Origin of the sequence: Nitrosopumilus sp., from assembly GCF_025699255.1 — an archaeon.
In the GTDB taxonomy this organism is placed as follows: Archaea; Thermoproteota; Nitrososphaeria; order Nitrososphaerales; family Nitrosopumilaceae; genus Nitrosopumilus.
Window position 1 is genome coordinate 38,621 of record NZ_JAILWA010000001.1, and the last position, 22,225, is coordinate 60,845.

Annotated in this window: 24 protein-coding genes and 1 pseudogene; 5 read left to right on the forward strand and 20 right to left on the reverse strand. The window is 32.4% G+C overall.

Going from position 1 to position 22,225, the window contains the following annotated elements; all coding sequences use genetic code 11:
- Position 1 precedes the first annotated feature (1 nt).
- The 5 genes from K5781_RS00350 to psmA all read right to left on the reverse strand — a co-directional run bounded on the left by K5781_RS00350 (position 2) and on the right by psmA (position 3,856).
- A complete protein-coding gene (locus tag K5781_RS00350) occupies positions 2 to 268 on the reverse strand; it encodes a 50S ribosomal protein L23 (protein WP_297439652.1) in 267 nt (88 codons plus the stop codon).
- Positions 265 to 1,077 carry a 50S ribosomal protein L4 gene (rplD, locus tag K5781_RS00355; protein ID WP_297439653.1) on the reverse strand — a complete coding sequence of 271 codons (813 nt, stop codon included), beginning with the start codon at positions 1,075 to 1,077 and terminating at the stop codon, positions 265 to 267. The genes K5781_RS00350 and rplD overlap by 4 nt, the downstream gene beginning before the upstream one ends.
- A complete protein-coding gene (locus K5781_RS00360) occupies positions 1,077 to 2,072 on the reverse strand; it encodes a 50S ribosomal protein L3 (protein ID WP_297439654.1) in 996 nt (331 codons plus the stop codon). The genes rplD and K5781_RS00360 overlap by 1 nt, the downstream gene beginning before the upstream one ends.
- 208 nt (positions 2,073 to 2,280) lie before the next feature.
- A complete protein-coding gene (locus tag K5781_RS00365; protein WP_297439655.1) occupies positions 2,281 to 3,087 on the reverse strand; it encodes a putative RNA uridine N3 methyltransferase in 807 nt (268 codons plus the stop codon).
- Between the two features lie 31 nt (positions 3,088 to 3,118).
- Complete coding sequence (gene psmA / locus K5781_RS00370; RefSeq protein ID WP_297439656.1) at positions 3,119 to 3,856, reverse strand: archaeal proteasome endopeptidase complex subunit alpha; 738 nt, start codon at positions 3,854 to 3,856, stop codon at positions 3,119 to 3,121.
- A gap of 133 nt (positions 3,857 to 3,989) precedes the next feature.
- Here psmA and K5781_RS00375 point away from each other — a divergent pair, with 133 nt between their 5' ends.
- A complete protein-coding gene (locus tag K5781_RS00375; protein ID WP_297439657.1) occupies positions 3,990 to 4,406 on the forward strand; it encodes a DUF371 domain-containing protein in 417 nt (138 codons plus the stop codon).
- Here the strand turns inward: K5781_RS00375 and K5781_RS00380 are convergent.
- Together K5781_RS00380 and K5781_RS00385 are read right to left on the reverse strand one after the other, a co-directional pair.
- Complete coding sequence (locus tag K5781_RS00380; protein WP_297439659.1) at positions 4,403 to 4,579, reverse strand: hypothetical protein; 177 nt, start codon at positions 4,577 to 4,579, stop codon at positions 4,403 to 4,405. The genes K5781_RS00375 and K5781_RS00380 overlap by 4 nt on opposite strands.
- A gap of 2 nt (positions 4,580 to 4,581) precedes the next feature.
- On the reverse strand, positions 4,582 to 5,832 hold the full coding sequence (locus K5781_RS00385) for a PQQ-dependent sugar dehydrogenase (protein WP_297439660.1): 1,251 nt from the start codon (positions 5,830 to 5,832) through the stop codon (positions 4,582 to 4,584).
- 124 nt (positions 5,833 to 5,956) lie between these two features.
- Here K5781_RS00385 and K5781_RS00390 point away from each other — a divergent pair, with 124 nt between their 5' ends.
- Positions 5,957 to 6,298, forward strand: a complete 342-nt coding sequence (locus K5781_RS00390) for a hypothetical protein (RefSeq protein WP_297439661.1) — start codon at positions 5,957 to 5,959, stop codon at positions 6,296 to 6,298.
- A 35-nt stretch (positions 6,299 to 6,333) separates the two neighbouring features.
- Here K5781_RS00390 and K5781_RS00395 read toward each other — a convergent pair whose 3' ends face one another.
- The 9 genes from K5781_RS00395 to bioA form a co-directional block, all read right to left on the reverse strand.
- Positions 6,334 to 6,693, reverse strand: a complete 360-nt coding sequence (locus tag K5781_RS00395; protein ID WP_297439662.1) for a hypothetical protein — start codon at positions 6,691 to 6,693, stop codon at positions 6,334 to 6,336.
- A gap of 39 nt (positions 6,694 to 6,732) precedes the next feature.
- Positions 6,733 to 7,383, reverse strand: coding sequence for a Snf7 family protein (locus tag K5781_RS00400; RefSeq protein ID WP_297439663.1), 651 nt, complete (start codon positions 7,381 to 7,383; stop codon positions 6,733 to 6,735).
- 91 nt (positions 7,384 to 7,474) lie between these two features.
- The gene (locus K5781_RS00405) at positions 7,475 to 8,581 is read right to left on the reverse strand and encodes a redoxin family protein (protein WP_297439664.1); all 1,107 of its coding nucleotides are present in this window, start codon (positions 8,579 to 8,581) and stop codon (positions 7,475 to 7,477) included.
- A gap of 4 nt (positions 8,582 to 8,585) precedes the next feature.
- Positions 8,586 to 9,317 carry a cytochrome c biogenesis protein CcdA gene (locus tag K5781_RS00410; RefSeq protein WP_297439665.1) on the reverse strand — a complete coding sequence of 244 codons (732 nt, stop codon included), beginning with the start codon at positions 9,315 to 9,317 and terminating at the stop codon, positions 8,586 to 8,588.
- Positions 9,318 to 9,536: 219 nt separating this feature from the next.
- The gene (locus K5781_RS00415) at positions 9,537 to 11,951 is read right to left on the reverse strand and encodes a LamG domain-containing protein (protein WP_297439666.1); all 2,415 of its coding nucleotides are present in this window, start codon (positions 11,949 to 11,951) and stop codon (positions 9,537 to 9,539) included.
- A 48-nt stretch (positions 11,952 to 11,999) separates the two neighbouring features.
- Positions 12,000 to 12,461: a hypothetical protein gene (locus K5781_RS00420; RefSeq protein WP_297439668.1), complete on the reverse strand. Its 462-nt coding sequence runs from the start codon at positions 12,459 to 12,461 to the stop codon at positions 12,000 to 12,002.
- 87 nt (positions 12,462 to 12,548) lie between these two features.
- Positions 12,549 to 13,685, reverse strand: coding sequence for an aminotransferase class I/II-fold pyridoxal phosphate-dependent enzyme (locus K5781_RS00425; protein WP_297439669.1), 1,137 nt, complete (start codon positions 13,683 to 13,685; stop codon positions 12,549 to 12,551).
- Positions 13,669 to 14,646: a biotin synthase BioB gene (bioB, locus tag K5781_RS00430; RefSeq protein ID WP_297439670.1), complete on the reverse strand. Its 978-nt coding sequence runs from the start codon at positions 14,644 to 14,646 to the stop codon at positions 13,669 to 13,671. The genes K5781_RS00425 and bioB overlap by 17 nt, the downstream gene beginning before the upstream one ends.
- Before the next feature lie 73 nt (positions 14,647 to 14,719).
- Positions 14,720 to 16,042 (reverse strand): adenosylmethionine--8-amino-7-oxononanoate transaminase, encoded by a 1,323-nt coding sequence (bioA, locus tag K5781_RS00435; protein WP_297439671.1) that lies wholly within the window; start codon positions 16,040 to 16,042, stop codon positions 14,720 to 14,722.
- 74 nt (positions 16,043 to 16,116) lie between these two features.
- Here bioA and bioD point away from each other — a divergent pair, with 74 nt between their 5' ends.
- Positions 16,117 to 16,803, forward strand: coding sequence for a dethiobiotin synthase (gene bioD, locus K5781_RS00440; protein WP_297440191.1), 687 nt, complete (start codon positions 16,117 to 16,119; stop codon positions 16,801 to 16,803).
- 62 nt (positions 16,804 to 16,865) lie between these two features.
- Positions 16,866 to 18,079: pseudogene (locus K5781_RS00445) on the forward strand (dicarboxylate/amino acid:cation symporter).
- Positions 18,080 to 18,084: 5 nt separating this feature from the next.
- Here the strand turns inward: K5781_RS00445 and K5781_RS00455 are convergent.
- Positions 18,085 to 18,633 (reverse strand): hypothetical protein, encoded by a 549-nt coding sequence (locus K5781_RS00455; RefSeq protein WP_297439674.1) that lies wholly within the window; start codon positions 18,631 to 18,633, stop codon positions 18,085 to 18,087.
- A gap of 76 nt (positions 18,634 to 18,709) precedes the next feature.
- On the opposite strand from K5781_RS00455, the gene K5781_RS00460 reads away from it, so the two are divergent.
- Positions 18,710 to 19,180: a hypothetical protein gene (locus K5781_RS00460; protein WP_297439676.1), complete on the forward strand. Its 471-nt coding sequence runs from the start codon at positions 18,710 to 18,712 to the stop codon at positions 19,178 to 19,180.
- A gap of 25 nt (positions 19,181 to 19,205) precedes the next feature.
- Here K5781_RS00460 and K5781_RS00465 read toward each other — a convergent pair whose 3' ends face one another.
- The 3 genes from K5781_RS00465 to K5781_RS00475 all read right to left on the reverse strand — a co-directional run bounded on the left by K5781_RS00465 (position 19,206) and on the right by K5781_RS00475 (position 22,171).
- The gene (locus tag K5781_RS00465; RefSeq protein ID WP_297439677.1) at positions 19,206 to 20,600 is read right to left on the reverse strand and encodes a hydroxymethylglutaryl-CoA synthase; all 1,395 of its coding nucleotides are present in this window, start codon (positions 20,598 to 20,600) and stop codon (positions 19,206 to 19,208) included.
- Between the two features lie 111 nt (positions 20,601 to 20,711).
- On the reverse strand, positions 20,712 to 21,416 hold the full coding sequence (locus K5781_RS00470; protein ID WP_297439678.1) for a thioredoxin domain-containing protein: 705 nt from the start codon (positions 21,414 to 21,416) through the stop codon (positions 20,712 to 20,714).
- Positions 21,417 to 21,457: 41 nt separating this feature from the next.
- On the reverse strand, positions 21,458 to 22,171 hold the full coding sequence (locus tag K5781_RS00475; RefSeq protein ID WP_297439679.1) for a hypothetical protein: 714 nt from the start codon (positions 22,169 to 22,171) through the stop codon (positions 21,458 to 21,460).
- Between the last annotated feature and the right edge of the window lie 54 nt (positions 22,172 to 22,225).

Genomic DNA, 22,225 nt, shown 5'->3' on the forward strand with positions numbered 1-22,225 from the left:
ATTATAGCATTCCTATCTTCGTTGCCAAATCTCTGGCCTTTTCAGTATTTTCAAACTGCACAAAAGCTTTTTTGCCATAAATTGTTCTTGCAGTGTTTACTTTTTTGACTTTTTCATTGTAAAGTGTATTTACTGCTTCTGAAATTTCAGTTTTATTTGCAGATATTTCTACTATGAAGCAAATCTTACTTTCGTTTTCAACCATAGCAAATGTCTTCTCAGTAATGTAAGGTTTAATGATAATTTTCATTGCTTGATCTACATTCATTGTCTTTTCACCATGATCTCCAAATGTGTTGATTTAATTTTTCCAATTTCTTCGATTGCTGATTTTGAATAGACTGTTAATCTAATTGGATCTGAGCCTGGTGCTAAATCTAAAACACTTAATTCTTTAACACTTCTAACGTCAACTCCAGGAATTGCGCCAACTGCTTTTGATAAGTTTGCTGAATCTGTAGTTACAAATAAGACACTTTTTCCAACTTTCTTGCTTCTACCTCTAAGTCTTGATTGACCTGAACGTGGTTTTCTTGCATCCAATCTTTCAATATCTTGTGTTAACTTTAATGATTCTAGAACTTTGGTAATCTCACTTGCCTTGGAAATTGTTTCGATGTCATTTGATACAATGATTGGAAATGATTCTATGCCTTTGATTTTATGTCCTCTGCTTTCTATAAGATCTTTTGATGCTGTTGCTGCAATAGCTGAACACAATGCAAGTTTATTTTCTTTTTTGTTTAGTTTTTTGTAAATTACCTTTTCGACTATTGGTGGGTGTGCTTGTCTTCCTCCTCTGGTAGATGCGACTTCTGCTCCTTGCCCTTGTCTGCCTCCTCCTCCGCCTTGCATTCTTGCAACACGTGATACTCCTTGACCTGTTGGAGGATCATTCGAATCTGCAACAACATCCATTCCTGCCATTGGTTTTCTCCCTTGTTTTTGGAATTTATGAGATGTTAGATTAGTGAAAGCCTTGTGAATTAGTTCTCTTCTAAATGGAGTTGAGAAAACAATTGGAAGTTCTATGTCTGTATCTTTAGTTCCAGTTGTTGTGTAAGAGGATGTTTTCATTATACAACTACCTCCAAGATATTTGGTTTGTTAATTTTTGTTGGAACATTTCTAATTTGACTTCTTAATTTGATTAATCTTTTGTATGTGCCTGGAACTGAACCTTTTAGAATAATGAAATCTCCTTTAACTAAACCAAAATGTTTGAACCCTCCTTCAGGATTAATTTTAATCTCATTTGATTCTGTGTTTCCCATGATTAGAATTCTTTTGTCGTATTCTACTCTTTGATGAAAACCTGTTTGTCCTGCTCTTGGAACTGTGTACATAACACTTTGTGGTGAAATTGGACCCAATGAACCAACTTCTCTAACTGTTTTTCTTGATTTGTGCTGTTTCTTCTTCACATTCCATCTTCTCATGACTCCTTGCCATCCATGACCTTTTGTAATTGCTGCAACATCAACGGATGAACCTGTTTCAAAAATTTGATCAATTTTAATTTCTTTTCCTAATGATTCTTTAACATGTGCAAACTGCTTTTCAATATCTCCACCACTAACAGATGCTTCAAAGATGTATGGCTTTTTCTGTTCTAATCCTGCTGCTCTTGGAGATACTGCAACAATTGCAAAAATTTCTTTAATTTTTCTTAATCTTGATTCTGCATTTTCAATTGAACCTGAAGTATTTTTTATTGTGATTTCTTTTGCAATGCTTTTTGGAATGTCTTCTGCATATACATCAAATTCTGCATGTTTTCCATCATGATCTTTTGAATATCCTCTAATCCCTAAAACTAAAACTGGTGGAGTAACTAACACTGTTCCCAGATTCACTAGTTGTTTTCCTGCATTGGGTACTTTTTCTCGATCATCAATGCTGACAACTTGGACACATCCTGCTTTGAATCCACAATGTGCCAAAATTTTTGGTTCATCTGATGCTGATAATTTTGGCCAAGCTCTTATTCTGGCTTCCATGCTTCTTGCACGCACTCTTGGTGAATATGCAAGACTTCCTCTACGTGGTTGGTGTCTTTTTCGAGCTCCCATGACTAAAACGCATCATCGAATTCCCTCTATTAAACCATGTGAGATATCGTTAACTGCTAAAAAATTTTTGGTTAACCAACTGTGCCTAATTTATTATGGTGAAATCAACTCGTTAATTGAATTCCAAATGGTGTATCCGCCTATAATGATCCCTATAATTCCTAATCCTATCGCCATTAACAAAAAATTTTTTCTTTCAGCCATGATGTTAGCTCTGAGCATTGATAATGGATAAAGTTCCAAGTAGTGCTTCTTCTAATCTTACAGTTTCAGTAGCTTGATTTGGAAAAAAGTTTAATGATTTTGCGTTTTGTACTTTGTTCATTCTTCCGCCAATGATCTCATGAATTCCTTTTTCGGGAGATCCAAATACTACTAGAGTAGATTCATCTGATTTTTTGTATTTTGATAAAAGATCATTTGTTATTGGTTTGCCCTTTCTTGATGTCAAAATAATGTTTCCTTTCCATTCTGATAATACTGAAAATAAATTTGCTCTCTCTTTTACTGAATATCCCCAATATGATGGAATATCTTTTCTGTCTATTTCCTTCACTGACAATCTTGGATATCCTTCTTTAAATTGAACTGTAACTCGTTTTCCAGTTGACATATTTCCATAATATTGAATTAATTGATTAATTCCAACATCTACAAATTTTTTCCCCTTTACACTAACTACAATTCCTTCTCTGATGTCTCCAGATTTAATTTTTTTAGAATTAACTGGTGTAACGTGACTTGGAATTTTTAATGGCTGTAAAACTCCTGCAAATTTTAAATCATTCATTTTTGGAAACAATCTCCTTCGCAAAAATTGAGGTGTTTCTAAATATTTTAAAATCATTACTAGTAATGCACCGTCTGATTTGTTATTTCCTTCTTGATACACATAGATTGTATCAATTTTAAAAATTGCACAGGCTCTTGCTAGAACTGAAATCTTTCGAGTTTTATCTATTTTTAAAGACTCATCTGATAATGCAGACTGGGGAATTGCAACAGATAATTTCAATGTAATTTAATCTCACAGGTGCTCAAAACAATTATTTTTGTTCATGTGGGTATTTTTCTTTTGCAGCATTAGCATATTGGGTAATCTGCTCATCTGAAACTAATTCATACAAGCCGTTTTCTTTTTTGATATGTGCCATTCTGATGTGGCTTGTTCCTTCTTTGTCTTCACTTGATAGATAAATTCCTGCAGCTGCTAATGTTGCAGCATCATCAAGTGAAAGATCTTCTTTGTATGTTTTCTCTAAAAAGTCTGTTACTTGATCAGAACCTGAACCTATCGCAATTGCATCATACGAAATGTATGTTCCACTAGGATCAGTCAAATACAATTGTGGTGTATTGTTTACAACTCCTCCTAAAATCAGTGCAACTCCGTAAGGTCTCACTCCTGCATATTGTGTATATTGTTGACATTGATCAGCTAAATGTTTTGCAATGGTTTCAACTTCTACTGGTTCATCATAAATCATTTTGTTACTTTGTGAAAAGAATCTAGCATTATCTACTTGACTTCTTGCATCTGGGATATATCCTGCAGCTGCTACTCCTACATGATCATCAATTTGGAAAATCTTTTGAGCAGTGTCTGAAATTTGTAATTTTCTTGGTTTTTCTTCCACTGCTATGACAATTCCTTCTTTACATTTTACACCAACTGCAATGGTTCCTCTTCTTACAGTTTCAATTGCATATTCTACTTGGTATAGTCTGCCATCTGGTGAGAATACCGTAATTGCTCTGTCATAACCTTGTTGTGCAGGAAGCATTTGATTGCAATGCTTTGATTATACAATTTAAACCATGCCAATAATTGAATACGATAATTGGTTTGATCGGAGCCTGTATGAATCTCATTTTATTTGTCAAACCTTAATTTGAAACCAAATTCATCATGAATTTGTGAAATTTGAAATTGAATTTTTTGGACATGAAAATATTCGTTCCAATCATCAAAAAACAATTGAAATTACAAAAGAATCTAACTTGACTCCTCGAGGTGATTGCATTGTTGGTGTTAATGCAAAATCTAGCTGTGCTGATTTACCTGCGAGTCTTAAATCAAAACTAAAAAATCCTGATGTCAAAATAAAATTTTCAATCCGCGTTGACGGCGAATCTTTTATAATTGAGGGCAAGGGACATCCTGATCTTATTTTGTCTCACTCTGAAGATATTGTTATTAGAAAAAGTGATTTTATTTGCCCCCGAACTCTAGGAATACAATGTGACAAAGCATCTGATTTGTTACCTAGAAGCATGGTGAAGAAATTACAAAATCCAAAAACTCTTGGTATTTTTACTATCATTGTTGATTAAAACTGTGACAATTTTATAGGTAAAGTTTTGATTGTTTTTATGGGCAGAAAAACAAACTTTTTTCTTTTAATTCCACTAGCAACTTTTGCTGCAATAATAATTGGATTTGGAATGTATAATACTATTTGTAAAAATTCAAACATTCCAATAAACTGTTGAATTTTTCCAAACATTCCTATTTCTTGTTTTTGTTCATTAATTTTTTAATTACTATAAACCCGATAACCATTCCAACCAAACCTATTCCTGTAATTGCATAAAGTTCACCAGCATAACTTCTAGGCTCTCTAAAGTCTATGGGATTTGGTTTTTTTTCTATGTTTTCGTTTATTCCAGTGTGGTTTATGGGAATGATTCGTAAAATTTTATCATCGTTTGTTTTTGGAATTCCTCTTCCATCTTGATTACTAGTCAGAATATACAAAAAACCATCTGGGCCTGTTTGTATGTCTCTTAATCTTCCAAATTCATTTTCAAATAATTTTTCATGGGATTTGACCAAATTTTGAGAATTAAACTCAATTACATGTAGATGATTTCCACGTAATGTTGCAACAAAATATTTTCCTTTCCACTGAGGAATTTTATCGCCATAATAAAATTCAGCTCCTGAAGGTGCCCATGTTTCATCTCCTGAATGTAAAATTGGTGTTTTCATGTTGTCTTTTTTTTCATCTCCGATAATGGTTGGCCAACCATAGTTTTTTCCTGCAATTATGTGATTTACTTCATCATGAGCAACTCCTCTCCATCCTGAAGGTCCATGTTCAGTAGCAAACAAATTTCCTGATTTATCCCAATCAATTCCTTGAGGATTTCTGTGTCCTATAGAGTAGATTGGAGAGTTTTTCCATGGATTGTCCTTTGGGATTGTTCCATCAGAATTTATTCTGAGAATTTTTCCTCCTAATGATTTCAAATCTTGGGATAAATCTGGTAGACCTGCCTCGCCTGTTGTAACGTAAAGTTTTCCATCCGGCCCAAATTGAATTCTGCCTCCATCATGAAAAGGTCCTCCTGGAATCTTATCAATCAACACTTTATCTTCAATTAGTATACCATCTGTAAATTGGTATCTTACAAGTTTGTTAGATGTTGTTAAAAATTCATTGGTGGTATAATACACGTAAATGTAATTGTTTTCTGAAAATTCTGGATCAACTGCAATTCCCAACATTCCTCCTTCTACTCCGCCAACATTTAATGACAAAAGAGGGTCATCTAACAATATTCCGTGCTGAATAATCCTAAGATGCCCGTTTCTTTCAGTAAATAGAATTGTTCCATCAGGTAACCAATCTATGCTCCATGGAATCGTTAGATTGTCTGCTACAACCTCAATTTTTATTCCCTCTTCTGGATATTCTTGAGCAAATGAAACTGGAATAAGTGATAATAATATTACTATGATGATAAATTCTTTCACTCTTTAACAAAACCTGTTTTTGCATTAAATGTTTGTTACAAAATAATCACAATCAAAAATGATCATGTTTTGTTAATTCTCCTTTAGCAAGAATCTCTTAAGGAATGATGATTCCTAGTTTTTCATGGTAAAACCTACTATAGAATTACCAATTTCTAAGAAACCTACTGATATAGAACTAAAAAAACTTAAAGATTATTTTAAAGAAATGCCTGTGTCTGAAATTCTTACAGGTCTAAAATTTGCAAAAAATCGATGGTCTGCAAAAGATGCAGGAACTTTAAAGGTTGGTAGAAAAAGTATTATCCAAAAAGAAGTTCATTCTGTAACTACTGAACAAGCACAATGGCGATTAAAAAATTGGAAGATGATGATAGCAAATTATCGTAGACGTGGATATAGCTATCCTACAATATCTAGAATAAAGAAAATTTTGGTTCAAAAAAGTAAAAAGAAATCAAAGTGATTGAAAAAATTATTGTTTTAACACGTTGATGATTTTTAGGATGTCCATCCTCTACTAATTATTTTTTCAACGCTTGTTGTTTTCACACATGCTGGTTCTCCTGAATGTTTAAAGATCAATTCCATTGATGATTTACATTGTATATCTTTTGGTGCAATTCCTTCTTTGATTTGTTTTAGTGGGGACAAAATCGTTGTTTGTTCTGGTTTTTCATTATTGGTAGTCATTTTTAATGATTCATCAAGCTCGACTGTCTTTTTTGATTCATCTTTTGGTTTTTCATTGGTAGTCATTTTCATTGATTCTTCTAATTCTATTTCTATGGATTCTGCAAAAACCATTGGCATGCTTATTGCTATTGATAAAATTAAAAATGCAAACATGATATTATTCATTCTGAATATTGTATTTTATGTTAAGATTAAAACTTTTTTTTAGATAAAGATATCTGTTTTTTTCTCAACAATTTGTTGTTTGAGTGAATCAGGCACATCTGGAATTGATGATTTAGTTTGTCCTGCTATGACGCTGTGAGCTTCTTCAAGAATTGCCAATGTGTCTGCATTTGCTTCCGGAGCTGCACTCATGCTGTCTCCTATACCCATAGATGAACCAGACATTACATCTCCTAATATCTGAGATAAATCTTGCATGGATGCATTTGCTTCTGGCATAATTCCACTAAGTGAAGGGCTTAGACCTTTGATTATTGCCATGCATGGACTAAGTGTAACTACTACATCTCCTAATTCTGACACCGTGTCTAATCTTAGTTTAACCTGCTCCATGGACAATTTTGCACCACTTACCATGTTTTTCATCTTTCTAACCTGTGCTAACTCTCCAGCATATGCTTGTGCATATCCATTTTTGTTATTTCTTTGAGCATTGACTATTTTTTCAAAAATCATATCATGTTTTTTCTTTAATTTCTCATCAATTCCATCTAGTTTAGATATTTGAAATTGTAATTTTTTTTGTGCAAAATCTATCTTGTTTTTTAGAGGTTCATCAGGCTTTACTTTGCCCATGACTCGCTGAGATATGCTTTCTCCCTCTGTTTTATTCCAAGAATTGCTGATCATGCATTAAACCTGAATACCATTGAATTTTTTGTTTTAAACAGATTTGTCACTCATGGTGATGTAACTGGAGTTACAATACCATAGAGTTACACTATCCAAAGGTAAATGTAAAAATTTGAAATCCTTTACCCTTTACGTTTATTTCAAGAACATGAGACTCACTAGATTCACTATCGATGATGTTGTATAATCCTGCATCTGAAACATGTAAAGTATTTTTATCCATCACGTCATTTCCTGAATATTTTTCAGATAGGGGGATTCCGTCAAGAAATATCTCTAATTCTGCAGAATTTTCAGTTACAATATTTACTTCTTTTGCGTTATACAGCAACTTGATGATCCCTTTTTCAGAAACTAATTCCATGCTGTCCTCATTATTTTTCCACTCTCCTATTGGGTAGAACTTGTGCAAATCTATTTTATCTGGTTCTGAATATGCTATAGTTTTATCTGGTTGGAATCCTTCTTCACTTCCTAACTGGTTTCTGTTTTGTGCAAACTTGTAACCAAAATATAATTCAGGAGTTCTAAATAATGTATGTTCAAATTCTTTAATATCTACTAATGAATATGCTGATACTTCTAATCCTAAGGATTTAGATCTTTCTTCTAATAATTTTTGAATTACTTTTTCAGTTTCTTGATATCTTCCTTCTCCTATGTGATCATATCGTAAATAACCTTCATGGTCTGCAATGTATTTTCTTGGCCAATATCTATTTTCAAAAGCTTTCCAAGTTTCCATGTCATTATCCATAACTACTGGATACTTGATTCCATGTTTTTCAATTGCCATCTTTACATTTTCAGAATTCTTTTCAAATTCAAATTCAGGAGAATGAATTCCTATAATCAACAATCCTTGATCAGAGTATTTGTCATCCCATGCAATGATGTATGGTAATGTTCGAATACAATTGATGCAACTGTATGTCCAGATGTCATATAAAATCACTTTGTCTTTCATTATTTTTTGCAACTTTTGAGGGGTGGTGTTTAGATAATCTGCAATTCCAACAAGTTGTGGTGCTTTTTTGAATCCTGATTTATCTATAATCGAAGTTGAATTAATTTCTATGAATGCTGTTGATGGTTGTGGTTCTTGATCTAATGTAGAAAAGATCGTGCCTAAAATTCCCAAACCTGCAGCAATAATGATTCCTAGAATTAACCCTGTTTTAATTTCTGAATTCATTTCATCATCCTAACAATACCAACTCATTTAGAAGTGGAAAATTTGCAATATATGCAAGTTGATTTGTAAATACTAAAATTCCTAAAATGATTATGAATGCGCCCAAAATTATGTTGTAATATTTTAGATGCTTTGTCATCGAACGAATTATCTTTGTTGCTCGTGAAAAAAATACTCCCATCAGAATGAATGGAATGCCTAATCCAAAAGAATATGCAAGAAGCAAGCTAAAAGAAATTGATGGTGTTGTTGCTGCTAAAGTTAGAATTGTTCCAAGAATTGGGCCTACACATGGCGTCCATCCTGCAGCAAAGGCCAATCCAAATACAAATGACATTGGATAGCTGGTTTTTGAATTTTTAGGAAAGAATTTTTTTTCTACATTCAATCTACGAATTTTTGTTGATAATAACAGAAACATTCCAAAAGAAATAATGATTATTCCTCCTACCATGTTTAGGGTTTCTGTAAATTCATTAGCTGCGCTTGAAAGCACACTATTTATCAGCACTCCTAATGTCGAAAATACTACTGAAAACCCTAAAACAAAAAATATTGTATTGAATATTATGTTGATTCTATTTATTGATAAAACTGATCCATTTTTAGAACTTAATTCAGTAACTGTTGTTCCAGAAATATAAGCTAGAAAAGCAGGAATCATAGGCAAAATACAGGGTGCAACAAAAGATCCTAACCCTGCTAATAGTGCAACGAAAATTGTTGGATCTGCCATATGTAAAATTTGTAATTTTTACTTTAAAGCATTCTTCCAATTCTATTCTAACTTTTGTTTTCAATCCCTTTTTAACTGGGCAATTATCAATTTTGATATGAATAAGCGATTTATCATAGTTGGAATTGCTTTAGGTATTGTGGTTGCTCTTGCGGTAATTATAGGTTCACCTGCAATTGGTGGCTTTGATGCTATGCGATAGATGATTCTGCAATTTTTCTATGTTACTGAAACTGTTCCAAACTCAATTGTTCTTGAGATGCTTTTTCCGTCTATATCATATCCACTAATTTGCATCTTCATATTGTAACTTCCAATTGGAATCTGACCTGTTGAACCTGTAGTTGCTGGGGGATTTTTTGGTGTTGAAAAAGTAAGTTCAATGATTTCCCCTACTGGAAAAGCAATGCTATCTTGAACAGAATTAACATCGGTAGAATTTGCCTGTAAAATCATTGCTGCATAAGTGTTTGAACTGGAAATATCCTCAAAGGTTAATCGTGTTCCTTCATATGTAATCCATGCTGTATTTGGACCTCCATTACTAATTGATAATGTACTTGTTTGATCTGCATCAATTGTCACATATGACTGAAAAGACTCTGCAACTGAAGGATATTGTAAATATGAACTCTCTGGATATCCTGACAATGAAACATCATCAATTCTCATATCCATATCTAATCCACCGATGAATTCCATATCTAATACAAGTCGTTCCGAATTTGTAAAATTAGTCCAACTTACAATTGATGTTGTATAATTGAAACTATTTAGGAATTCATCATTTTCTTTTCCGTCAAGAAATTTTAATGGATAACTACTGTTTGTAACAATATTAGATTGAACAATGCCTGCACTATTTGTTTTATTCATGAAAAATGTTACAACGTGTGCTGAATTTCCGTAATTTGTATTGTAAAGATCTGTGACTTCAGTTGATGACAATGCATGATTATCCCAATGCAACAAATCATCAATACTACCAACAAATCCTTCATTTGGATTACTGTCTTCTGCCCCGATGAAATTCTCATCTGTGTTGACTTGACTGCCTCCACTACCTATACTACTTACATCTATAGATGTTGCATTGATGTATAATTCACATTGATGAGTACCTGGTCTTACAGCGACTAGATGCTGCCAGTTACCATTTTCATAATCAAATCCACTAGATTCACATGTTGTGGGAGTTCCACCTGAACTAGTTCTAAATGTAAAATAAACATCATCATCTACATCTATTCCTATCTCATAATAGTCGCTATTGCTATTTTCATTTACACGATAAAGAACTTGATTATAGTTTGTCCCATCATCTGCATTAAACCATAATGAAGTTGAATCAGGATAACTTCCAATATCATTTTCACTTTCATTATCTAATTCGATATAATCTCCTCCATCAAATCTAAATGCTCCAGAACCATGTGGACCTCCAGTTGTTTGATGTGTTGGTCTCTCGCTTCCAGAACCTAGATTGTGCCCATTTGTATTTCCGGTAGAGTCCTCGGGGGAGGCATTTTCTTCAAAATGAAATTTCATGTTCAATGAATTATCATCTATCAAACTATCTGGAAATGGTGCACTAAAGTAAGTCAAACTTGCATTCCATACACCGGCGGGAATATTGATTGCCCCTCCATAATTTGTGAAAAACTCTGGGTTATCTGTTTCAACTGAAATTGACAATCCGTTAGAATCTGGATCTCCTGAAAACATCTGGTATTCACCATTAGGTGTAGCAGTAGTTTCTCCATGAAAAATTAAACGGTCTTTAATTGAAGGCGATATTAATTCATTAGATGATAAGGATGTTTGAGATTGTTGTGCAAGCAAAACGTCGTTAACTGTTACTGTTGTAGATGCAGTATTTTGTGGCAATCCATTTTCAAGTGAAGCAGTAAAAGTAATTGTATCTCCAAGAGTTCCTGAAATTTCATATGTCCATGTAAAATATGCAGTATCTCCTTTGCTTAAAGTAGAAATTTGATTTGGATCCATATCTGATATCAATGTGAAATCACCCGTTCCAGTTGTTTGAGGGGTTTTCATTGTTGGTTTGATGTTTAGAAGTGTGTCACTTTTTGTCATATTGTTTGTAACTGCTAACAATAGTGTAGTTCTAAATCCATCTGAAACCGTTTCAGGTAATGACATAAGTTTAAGATCTATGACTTCTTCATTAGGAGAGTTGATGGTAAATTCTTTTCCAAGTCCTCTCTGTGTTACTATTTTGATTGAATATGCTTGTGATTCTAGTGCCTGAAGTTCTAATTCTTGACCTATATTCATAATTGTCTCTTTAGGTGTTGATATTTTATTAAGTGTAAAATTTTGAAGTGGCCATGTTGAATCCGTTACATTATTTATCCAAAACCTAGTAAAATTTATTGGAATTTCTCCTGTGTTGTATATTGTTAAATTAAATTTTCCTGCATCAATTCTTGCATTTGTAATTTCAAAATCTTCTTTTGATTTGTCTTGAATTTCAATCATTTTAAAAACAACTTCGTCATTCACTTTTTCAATTAGATTCATACTATACGTAAAATATCCTGCAGTTGAGCTTAAAACGATTACAAGAAAGATCATCCCTATAACACTGCTTAAACCTCTACTTTTAATCATACTAACCTAATACTATATTACGATGTTAAAATATTATTTACTAAAATTTTATGTACTAATCTGTGTCTGGATTATGTTCCCTCTTTCAGTTGAACTTTGAATATCTAAAACACTAAATGATGAAAATGATGGATCATTTATAGGAACTACAATGCTTGAATTTGGTCTAATTTCTCCTTCTGAAATACTGTGAATTTTACTAAACCCTGAATTTTTTTCTGATATGGTTATTTTTTCAATATCTATTCCAATTTTTCCATTATTGGTAATTATCACAATAATTGTGTTACAAGGTGAATCGCTGCAATATACATATTCAAACGTCGCTGATTCATTTAGCTTGTTTGTATAGTCATCTACTGTTTTTGACATCTCAATTTGTTGCGTTGATAATGATGTTTGACTCCATACAACTCCTGCACTACCTAAAATACACACTGCTGACATCATTATGGCTGAAGTAACTATTGTTGCTAAACCTCTTCTTTTTTGAATGTGTTTGGATGTCATATTTTATTTCCCATTTTTGGGAATTTATTTTAAAGTCTGTTATTCTAATAACAAACTACTCTAATATGATATTATTATATGAGTTTATTAATAAATATTGAATTTTTTAAAAGATTTTTCAAAAACACTTAGAGCTTTTTCAATGTCCTTGTCTGATAACCATGCTGTAACTGAAACCCTTAATCTTGCCTTGTTTTTAGGAACAGTTGGATATCTTATTGGTTGAGCATATACTCCATTATTGAATAAAAATTTCCCAAATTCAAGTGCCTTTTTTTCATTACCAATAATAATCGGAATAATTTGTGTAGGGGATTTTATTTCATATCCTAATTGTTTAAGGCCTCTTATCAGCATTTTTCTGTTTTCTTCTAATTTTTTTTGTTGTTTGCATCTGTTAGTTTGGAATCTTTTGTATGAATAATCTATTAAAAATGATGGAAGTGCAGATGTGTAGATAAAAGATTTTGATTTGTTAATGCACAAATCAACAATATTGTTTTGAGATGCAATATATCCTCCAAATGATCCTAATCCTTTACTTAAACTACTGATATACAAATCAATTTTTTTTGAAACATTAAAGTGATCTGGAGTTCCTTTCCCGTCTTTACCTAGTACAAAATCCCCATGTGCATCATCTACAATTGTGATTGCGTCAGATTTTTCAGAAATTTCTGTCATTTCTTTTAATGATGAAATATCTCCATCCATACTGAAAACACCTTCAGTAATCACAAACTTGTTTTTTCCTTTCTGTTTTATTTTATTCTTCAAATCCTCCATGTCATTGTGTTTGTAAATTGAAACTTTTGCATCTGTCAGCTTACATGATTCAATTATGCTTGCATGATTTAATTCGTCACTAAATATGATGTCTCCTTTTTTTGCAATAGCTGAAATTGCTCCCAAATTTGCCATGTATCCTGTCGGAAAAATCAAACTATTTTGTTGTGATTTGTGTTTTGCAAGTCTTTCTTCTAATTTCTTATATTCTTCATCATTTCCTGAAACTAACCTTGAACTTGATTGTAATTGTTTAATGTGAATTTTAGTTGTAGGAATTCCTAAATAATCATTTGAACATAAATTAAGCAATTTTTTGTTATTGATTGTTATTTGCGAACCATGATTTGTCACATATCGTAATTTCCTGTATAGGTTTTTTTTCTTTAATTCTTCTAATTCCAAATCTATGAAATTTAGTTTATGTTTGGAGGCCAATTTTTTCTATCAATTTTCTATCTTTTTCAGCCTTATTTCCACCCATTGTTAGGTATCCTTCAGTGATAATCCCATTTGCCCCGCTCTGAAGAAGTTCTTCTCCTGAATCTCCCAATTTTGATTCTCTACCTCCAGAAATTTTGATAACTGATTCTGGAAGTAGAAATCTAATTACTGAAAACATCCTTACTATTTCGGAATTTGGAAGATCTGTTTGTAATTCTAAAGGCGTTCCTGGCATTGGAACAAGTATGTTTATGGTTACTTCTTCTGGAAATAACCTTCCTAGTTCTATTGCGAGCTCTAATCTTTGTTCTCTAGTTTCTCCTAATCCAATAATTCCACCAGTACATAATTCTAAACCGGCGTCTCTTGCTATTGCTAATGTTTTCAATCTGTCTTCATATGTATGAGTTGTACAAATTTCAGAAAATTTTGATTTTGCTGTTTCTAAATTATGATTATATCTTTTTACATTAAGTTCTTTTAATTTCTCTGCTTGTTTTGTTGTTAAAAATCCTAAACTACACTCTACACTAATTCCAACTTTGTCATTAATTTCTGTAATGATTTTACATACTTTTTCAAAATCTTTAGGTGATGGCTCTCTCCACGCTGCCACAAGACAATATGATTCTGCACCATCTTCTTTAGCTTTTTGTGCTTTTGAAACTACATCTTCTGGTGATGGTAATTGGTATGTTTCTATACCTGTATCAAAAAATGCTGATTGTCCGCAAAATGTACAGTCTTCACTACATGCATTTTTTTTAATATTGTTTAATTGTTCTACATCTACTTTTTTACCATTAAAATCCTGTGTAATTTCATTTGCAGATTTTGCTAATTCACTTAAAAACTCTTCAGGAATATTCAATAATTTTTTTGCATCCTCAGAGGATATTCCTATACCTGAAAAAACTTTTTCTTTACATTCTTTAATAATTTCTAGAGAATTCATACTATTTTTACGAAATATTCTATTTATAACAATAATGGATAGGTTAACCTTCTCTCAAGCAGGGGGTTAACAGTCAAATTATTTTTGGTATCGTGGCCTTGATTGTTTGGATTGTTCTGTTTAGGAGTAATTCTAGTTCATTTTCCGATATTGCCAAAGGGGGAACAAGCATGACTATGTTGCCTAATGTGCGGAGATAGATACCTTGTTTTCTTCCTTCTTCAAAGAATATCTTGTTAATGGATTTTTTAGGATGAATTGGCGTCTTTCTGTCTTTATTTGTAACTAGTTCTATTCCCATTAACATTCCTTTATGCCTAATATCTCCTACAACACCTATTTCAGAAATTTCTTGATAGAATTCCTCAAAAACCTTGGATGTTTTTTGTATTTTTTTAATGAGTTTATTTCTTTGATACATTTTGATATTTTGATTCGCGATTGCAGCTGCAATAGGATTACCTGTATATGTATGTCCGTGAAAGAGATGCTTCCAATCATTGAAATCTCCCAAAAATGAATCATATACTTTTTTGGATGTTAAGGTTGCAGCCATTGTTAGATATCCACCAGTTAACATTTTTCCATATGCTACAATATCTGGAATGCTTTTTTGTTCTTCATATTGTATCATTGATCCCAATCTTCCAAACCCCGTTGCTATTTCATCTAAAACAAACAACACATGATATTTTTTGCATAATTGACTAATCTTCTTTTGAAAATCTTTTGGATAAATGATCACTCCTCCAGCTACCTGTGCCCCACTTTCCATGATGAATGCTGCAATGTCATTATTTTTTGAAAATCTTTTTTCAATTTTATCTAAACAATAATTCTGATAATCTAAAAATGTAAATCCTTTTGGAATTCTGTATTTATTAGGAACTGAAAACTGTACTGTTGAGAATAATTGTTTTCTGAATTTTCCAAAAAATTCTGGAACATACCCTACAGACATTGCACCAAATGTGTCGCCATGATACCCGTTTTCAACTGTCGCAATCTTTGTCTTATTTTTCTCTCCTATATTTTTCCAATACTGTAATGCAATTTTTATTGCAATTTCCATTGCTGATGAACCATTATCAGAATAAAACACTCTGTGCATCCCAGGGGAAATTTTTACTAGACTTTCTCCAAGGCTTTCTGCAGGTTCATTTGTTAAATTAAACATTGAGGAGTGTTGGAGTTTTTTACTTTGATTTATGATGGCTTTGACTAGTTCTGGATTTGAATGCCCCCAAACATTACACCACATAGATGCTACTGCATCTATCATTTTCTTTCCTTTTGAATCTGTTAACCATACTCCTTTAGCACTTTTTATCTCTCCAAATGAGTCCCATTCTTTCATCTGGGTGTTTGGATACCATACAAAACTAGACTTTTTCAAGTAGTATCTGTAACTCCAATGTTCTTAATAATCAAACGATAAGATTAATCAGTAATCTCTTCTCACATTTCTTGTTGAAGTCGTTATTTGTTACAGGAACTGATACTGATGTTGGTAAAACCTACATTACTGCAGGATTGGCTATCACTTTGCGTAAAATGGGGATGGATGTTGGGGTGATGAAACCTTTTGCTGCAGGCACTGCCCAGAAAAAAGGCTACAAATCTGAAGATGTGGAAATTTTATCTAATTCTGCACAAGTAAAGGATTCTGAAAATTTGATAAATCCTCAATTTTTTCCAATACCTGCTTCACCATATACTGCATGGAAAACTTTGAAAACTAAACCCAATCTAAATTTGATAATATCTAATTTCAAAAAATTATCAAAACTTCATGAGATGATGCTGGTTGAAGGTATGGGTGGAATAATGACCCCTATCCTCAAAAACTATTTTGTAACTGATCTGATAAAAGCAATGAAACTTCCTGTAGTTATTGTTACACGAACCAAAGTTGGAACTGTTAATCACACTATAATGACTGTAAAGATGTGCGAAAAATACAAAATTCCAATTAAAGGAATAATAATAAATGATTTTGACTCTAATGGTTACAAAATAAATGAACTTTCTCGCGACTTGAAGAATTTAACTAATATTCCGATTTTAGGTTCAATTCCTTTTATCAAAGATATGAGTGATTCATCCATGTACAAAATTTTTAAGAAAAATCTTGACCTGAAATTAATTTTAAAGTGAATGAAATGACATTAAAAAATTATATTTTTAAAAACTTGTGGCTCCAAGTTGTAATATCTCTAATGATTGGTCTCCCTGTTGGGTTGATTTTAGGATATGATCTAGGGATGGGACTAAATGATGATAGTCTCAGTTTTATTACTTCTTATCTCTCGATTCCTGCCAACATTTTTCTGAGTCTTATTTACATGATAATAGTTCCGTTAATCTTTTCTTCAATTGTTGTAGCAATTACATCGTTAGGTACTACCAACAAACTAAAAACTCTGGGATTGGGTGTTGGAGCTTATTTTGTAATGACTACAATAATTGCAATTCTTGTGGCTGTATTTCTTGTGTCTGTGATATCTCCTGGAACTGTCATCGACTTTTCTTCACTAAAGGAATCGTATGATCTTTCAGATGCCGATGTTGAGATTACTGATGGATTTTCTTTAGATGATATTCCAAATGCTGTATCTAGCATTATTCCAAGAAATCCTATAACTTCATATCTTGAAGGACAGATGCTAAGCATTTTGATATTTGCTTTGATTATAGGTATGTCTCTTGCAGCGCTACCAAAAGAATCTGCCAAACCTCTTTTAGACATTCTTGAAACAATTCAAAAAGTAACGCTATACATCCTATTGTTTTCTATGAAGATTGTACCGTTTGCTGTTTTTGGATTGATTGTTGGAATGATCTCCAAAGTGGGCATAGGTTCTATGATAGGAATGGGTGCATACATGGGAACTGTAGTACTGGGTCTTGGAGTTATGTTATTAGTATACACATTATTTTTGAAGTTTGTAGCAAAGAGACCAATCTCTTCCACGTTTTCAAAATTCCGCAATCCACAAACAGTGTCTTTTTCAACTGCTAGCTCAATGGCTACCATGCCTGTTACATTAAAGACTGCAGAAGAAAGTCTAAAGATAGACACAGGGGCTCAAAATTTGTAATTCCATTTGGAACTACTGTTAACATGGATGGCACCGCATTATATCAGGTCATAGCTGTATTTTTCTTGGCCCAACTCTTTTCCATTGAATTGAGCATGCTGTCTATTTTTGTAATCATTGTCACATCTCTTTTGGCATCTATTGGAACTCCTGCTGTACCTGGAGCTGGCGTAATTGTATTGTCTACAATACTAATAACGGTTGGCATTCCTCCAGTTGGAATTTTACTGTTGATTTCTGTGGATAGAATTTTGGATATGATTAGAACTATGGTCAATGTTACAGGTGATCTTACAGCTTGTTGTGTATTTGACAAAATAACTCGAGACTAGAAGCATTATATTCGTAAAATTTTGAACTTGTTGGTTCCTTCAACATTGCTAAATTGAGCAATTTCAAAGATGATTTTTGAAAATGACTTGCTTTCCTTTGACAACACAAAAGATTTTTTGTTTATTGGTAAATTTTCAGATAAAATTAACCATATGTTATCTTTTTCAGGCTGAATTTTCTCTAGTTGAAGAATCTTTTTTTCAATTATCTTGATGTCTGAAGATTTTGGTATGCAAATCAACAATGTCTTTTTTGGATCTTTCTCTAATGTTTTGATATCTGGGATTACAATGTCTAGTTCATTTTGCTTATATTCGACTTTTCTTTGACTGGCAATTAGTGCATTTGTAAGCAAATAGTGTAATAACCCAGTAGCTAGTGCCCCTACTGATTCATCTTTATCCCCCATGAATAGAATTTCATCATAACAGTTTTTGATAACTTCCTCAATTATAACATCAAATTTTTTTTCAATTATTAATTTGGGGATTGATTCTGAATTTTTGATATATTCAAACAAATAATCTTTAATTGGATTTGATTCTTCTTCCAAGCTGTTTAAAACATGTTTTTCTTTTTAATTAATCCTTGGCAAATAATTTTAAAAAGCATGTTGGGTTTTTTCTATCATGTCTATTTTTGGAGATTTAGTTGAATTAACTGATGATGAATCCGTTCACCAATTTGATGAAAAAACAATTGAAAGCATTCCTTGGGAATTGCATGAAGGCATCAAAATTCCATCTGAAACATGTTCATTATATTCAATTGGTTTAGATCATCTTTCTATTGATGAATTACCTTCTGCCATATTTGAAATTATTAAAAAATCTTCATTCAGTCATATTTATCCACATATTTACCCATATGATGAATTGTTGATATTGTTCTTTGAGTTTGCCATTGAAAAAGATACAGATCAATTTGAATTTGGACATTTCGGCATAGTTCCTGCCAGTGATTTTTTTAATGCATTAAATGATGATTACGTTATTAAAATAAGAGATAAAAAATTCAAACTTAAAAAATCTGCTTTAAAAAAAATTCTAGAAAAAGTAACTGAATTTAAAAATCAATTTCCTAATAATTCATTATTGTAAACAGATAATCTTATTTTACAACACACTATTCATTGAAAATATAACGTCTTTCTCCTCTGGATTCTTTCTCTGTATCTACATGTACAAGAACAAACTCTTTTTTTGAATCTACCATAGATTCTTCTGGAGATAACTTGTTTTCATGTAATTCTTCATATTCTTCCCAAGTAAGCCTTCTTCTTTCTCCAATCTCTGTTTCCAAATTCATGTTCTTTACAATTTCTTTGTAGGTTGGTTGTACCACTCCACTAAACACCATGGCACTACTTCCACTTCCGTAGGAACCAAATCCTATTCTTTTTCCATCAAGATCAATTCCTTTTTGATATTCAAATTCTAGACTACTTCGGAATCCCAAATACAATGATGCCGTGTAAAGATTACCAATCATACTGGATGCAATAAGTGAACTTGATAGTTTTGATTCATAGACTTCTTGATATGCTTGTGTTTTTGTAAACAGTTTAGTGAATTCATGATCCTTTGCCATGAATTCCTCATCTCCCAATACTGATTCTATGGTTCCACGAGGATCTTTTGGAATAGGTTCTTCAATTCCTATTTCTTGTAAAATTTTCTTCCATCTTGGTAATTGTCTCCATTCATGTCGAACTAGATATGCTAATGCTTTTTTCCCCATATTGCTATATGGCAAATGCATATTGATGTAATCCATATGATCTAAAATTGTTTCACCTGGTTCCATTTTGATCAGTCCTGTTGAGATTACTTTTTTCTTGTATGCTTCAAGTGCTTTTCTTACTTGAATCATGTATAGTAAATTGGAGTATTGGCCATGAACAATAGGAGTTTCTTTTCCAAATGGTCTGTAAAAATCATATTCATCTTTAATGGATGTGGATGTTACTTTGGGATCAAATGCTAACAATCTTGGATTGTCATTTAGAAGCATAACTACTGCCCCTGCACCTTGTGTCATTTCTCCACTTGAACCCATATCATATTTTGCAATATCTGACACTACTACTAACGCATGTTTTCCTTCTGCTTCTCCTGCTCTAATCCAATTTGTATTATCATAAAGTGCATACGACCCACTTACACAAGCAAATTTAGTTTCAACTCCTCCACAATGCTCAAATGCACCTTGTCCGTAAACTTGTTCTAACATACCTACAACATACGAGTTCATTGCTTTTGATTCATCAAATGCTGATTCTGTTGAAACATACAATCTGCCAATATCTTCAGGTGACAGTTTATTTTTTTGCATTATTCGTAAACATGCGTTTGCAGCTAGACATGCTGGATCCTGATTTGCATCCACAATTGCCATTTGAGAAACACCTAGACCTTTTTGCAATTTGACTGGGTCTAGTCCTCTATTATCTGCAAAATCAGATGCATCTAGGTATAATCTAGGGATGTAGATTGCAATATCGTCAATTCCAGCTGCCATAAGCTTGCCTCCGAGTTTGTACATTTAAGGATATTGGGTAAATTCTAAGTAACTAGGAAGGAAATTTTAGTAATTTTTTAATAATTTGATTTATAAAATGATCGCAATTTATTATTGTTTTAATTCATCTTCAAAAACTTTTTCAAAAGTTTCATAAGGCTGAGCTCCAAACAACCTTGTTGTTTTTCCATCTGGTCCTATGACAAAAAATGCGGGCGTTCCAGTAAGTTCCAAACTCTTTGCATCCTCATTGCTTCCCAAGATTGTTTGAGAGTGCATTCCTTCTAACATACATTCAGTCCAGATATCCATGTCTAATCCAATTTCCTGTGCAAATCTTCCAAGATTTTCCGATGATGCCCACCCGTTATTTTCTCCCGTCCAATTAGTGTACAAAATATCGTGATATTCCCAAAACAATCCTTGATCTTTTGCACAATGGGCTCCATGTGAGGCATTTACTGAATCAGGACCAATAATGTTGTAATCTTTAAAGATCATTTTGACCTTGCCTGTTTCTACATAATTTTTCAAAATACTGTCTTCTGTAGAATGAAAGAAAACATTACAAAAATGACATTGATAGTCACCAAATTCAATCAAAGTTACTGGAGCTGTGGGATTTCCAAGTATGGGTGAACCATTTGCCAAAAATGTATTCATTGTGATTTTTGCAGGACCTATTGGTTGAATAGTGGGTGTAGGCTCTATTTTTAATTCCGCAGGGTTTGTTATTTCTTCAAATGCTATAAATGCAATAATTATTACTATTGCAGATATTCCAGATCCTATTGCAATAGAGGGACCATGTATCATTGAATTTTATTATTTTTTAGTACATTTAGTCTTTTGTGATTTTAATTTGAATCGTGATCAGGTATTTCACCTAAACTAAATATTTGAAATATTTTAGAAGTAGACGAACTGTCGTTTTCTGCATTTATTGTCAAGATTAGTGTTTCTCTTTTTGAATTTTCAGGAATTAAGTACTGTGTTTCAAATAACCCTCTTTGATTTGTTGTACCGTTTGATGAAAATATCTCTTCTCCTTCTTCATTAGTTAATTTCAAATTAATACCTGCATTTGAAATATATCCATAATTCTGATTAAACTCATTCAGTTTATTTTGAGTTTTATCATATGTTTTCACATCAACATAAATTGTTTTTTCAGAATATGCTCTTTGAGTATATTTCACTAACAGTAAAATATTTTCATCTTTTTCAACTTTTTTATCTTCAAAAATCACTTGTTCAAAATTTAATTTTTTAAATTCTCCTTGTATGAAAATTACTCCATATGTATCGATTTTATCTCCTAAAATTTTTGAATATGTAATGTATGGGAACCCTTCTAATGTTAAACCTGAGACACGGATAATCTTATCATCTAATAGCCCTCTTACGTTTATTAGATCACTTATTTGAAATTCATTTTCTGATGTATGTATTGTCCCAGTTTGAAAAAACTCTATTTCTGATAATGGATCAATTTGTGCCAAAACAGGATTAATTGACATGATTCCACAAAACAATAGAACAAACAATCCAAGAATAATAAAATAATTCATGTTGATTGTCTAAATTAACATGTTTTATTTTATAAACAATTTTTATTTTAGTTT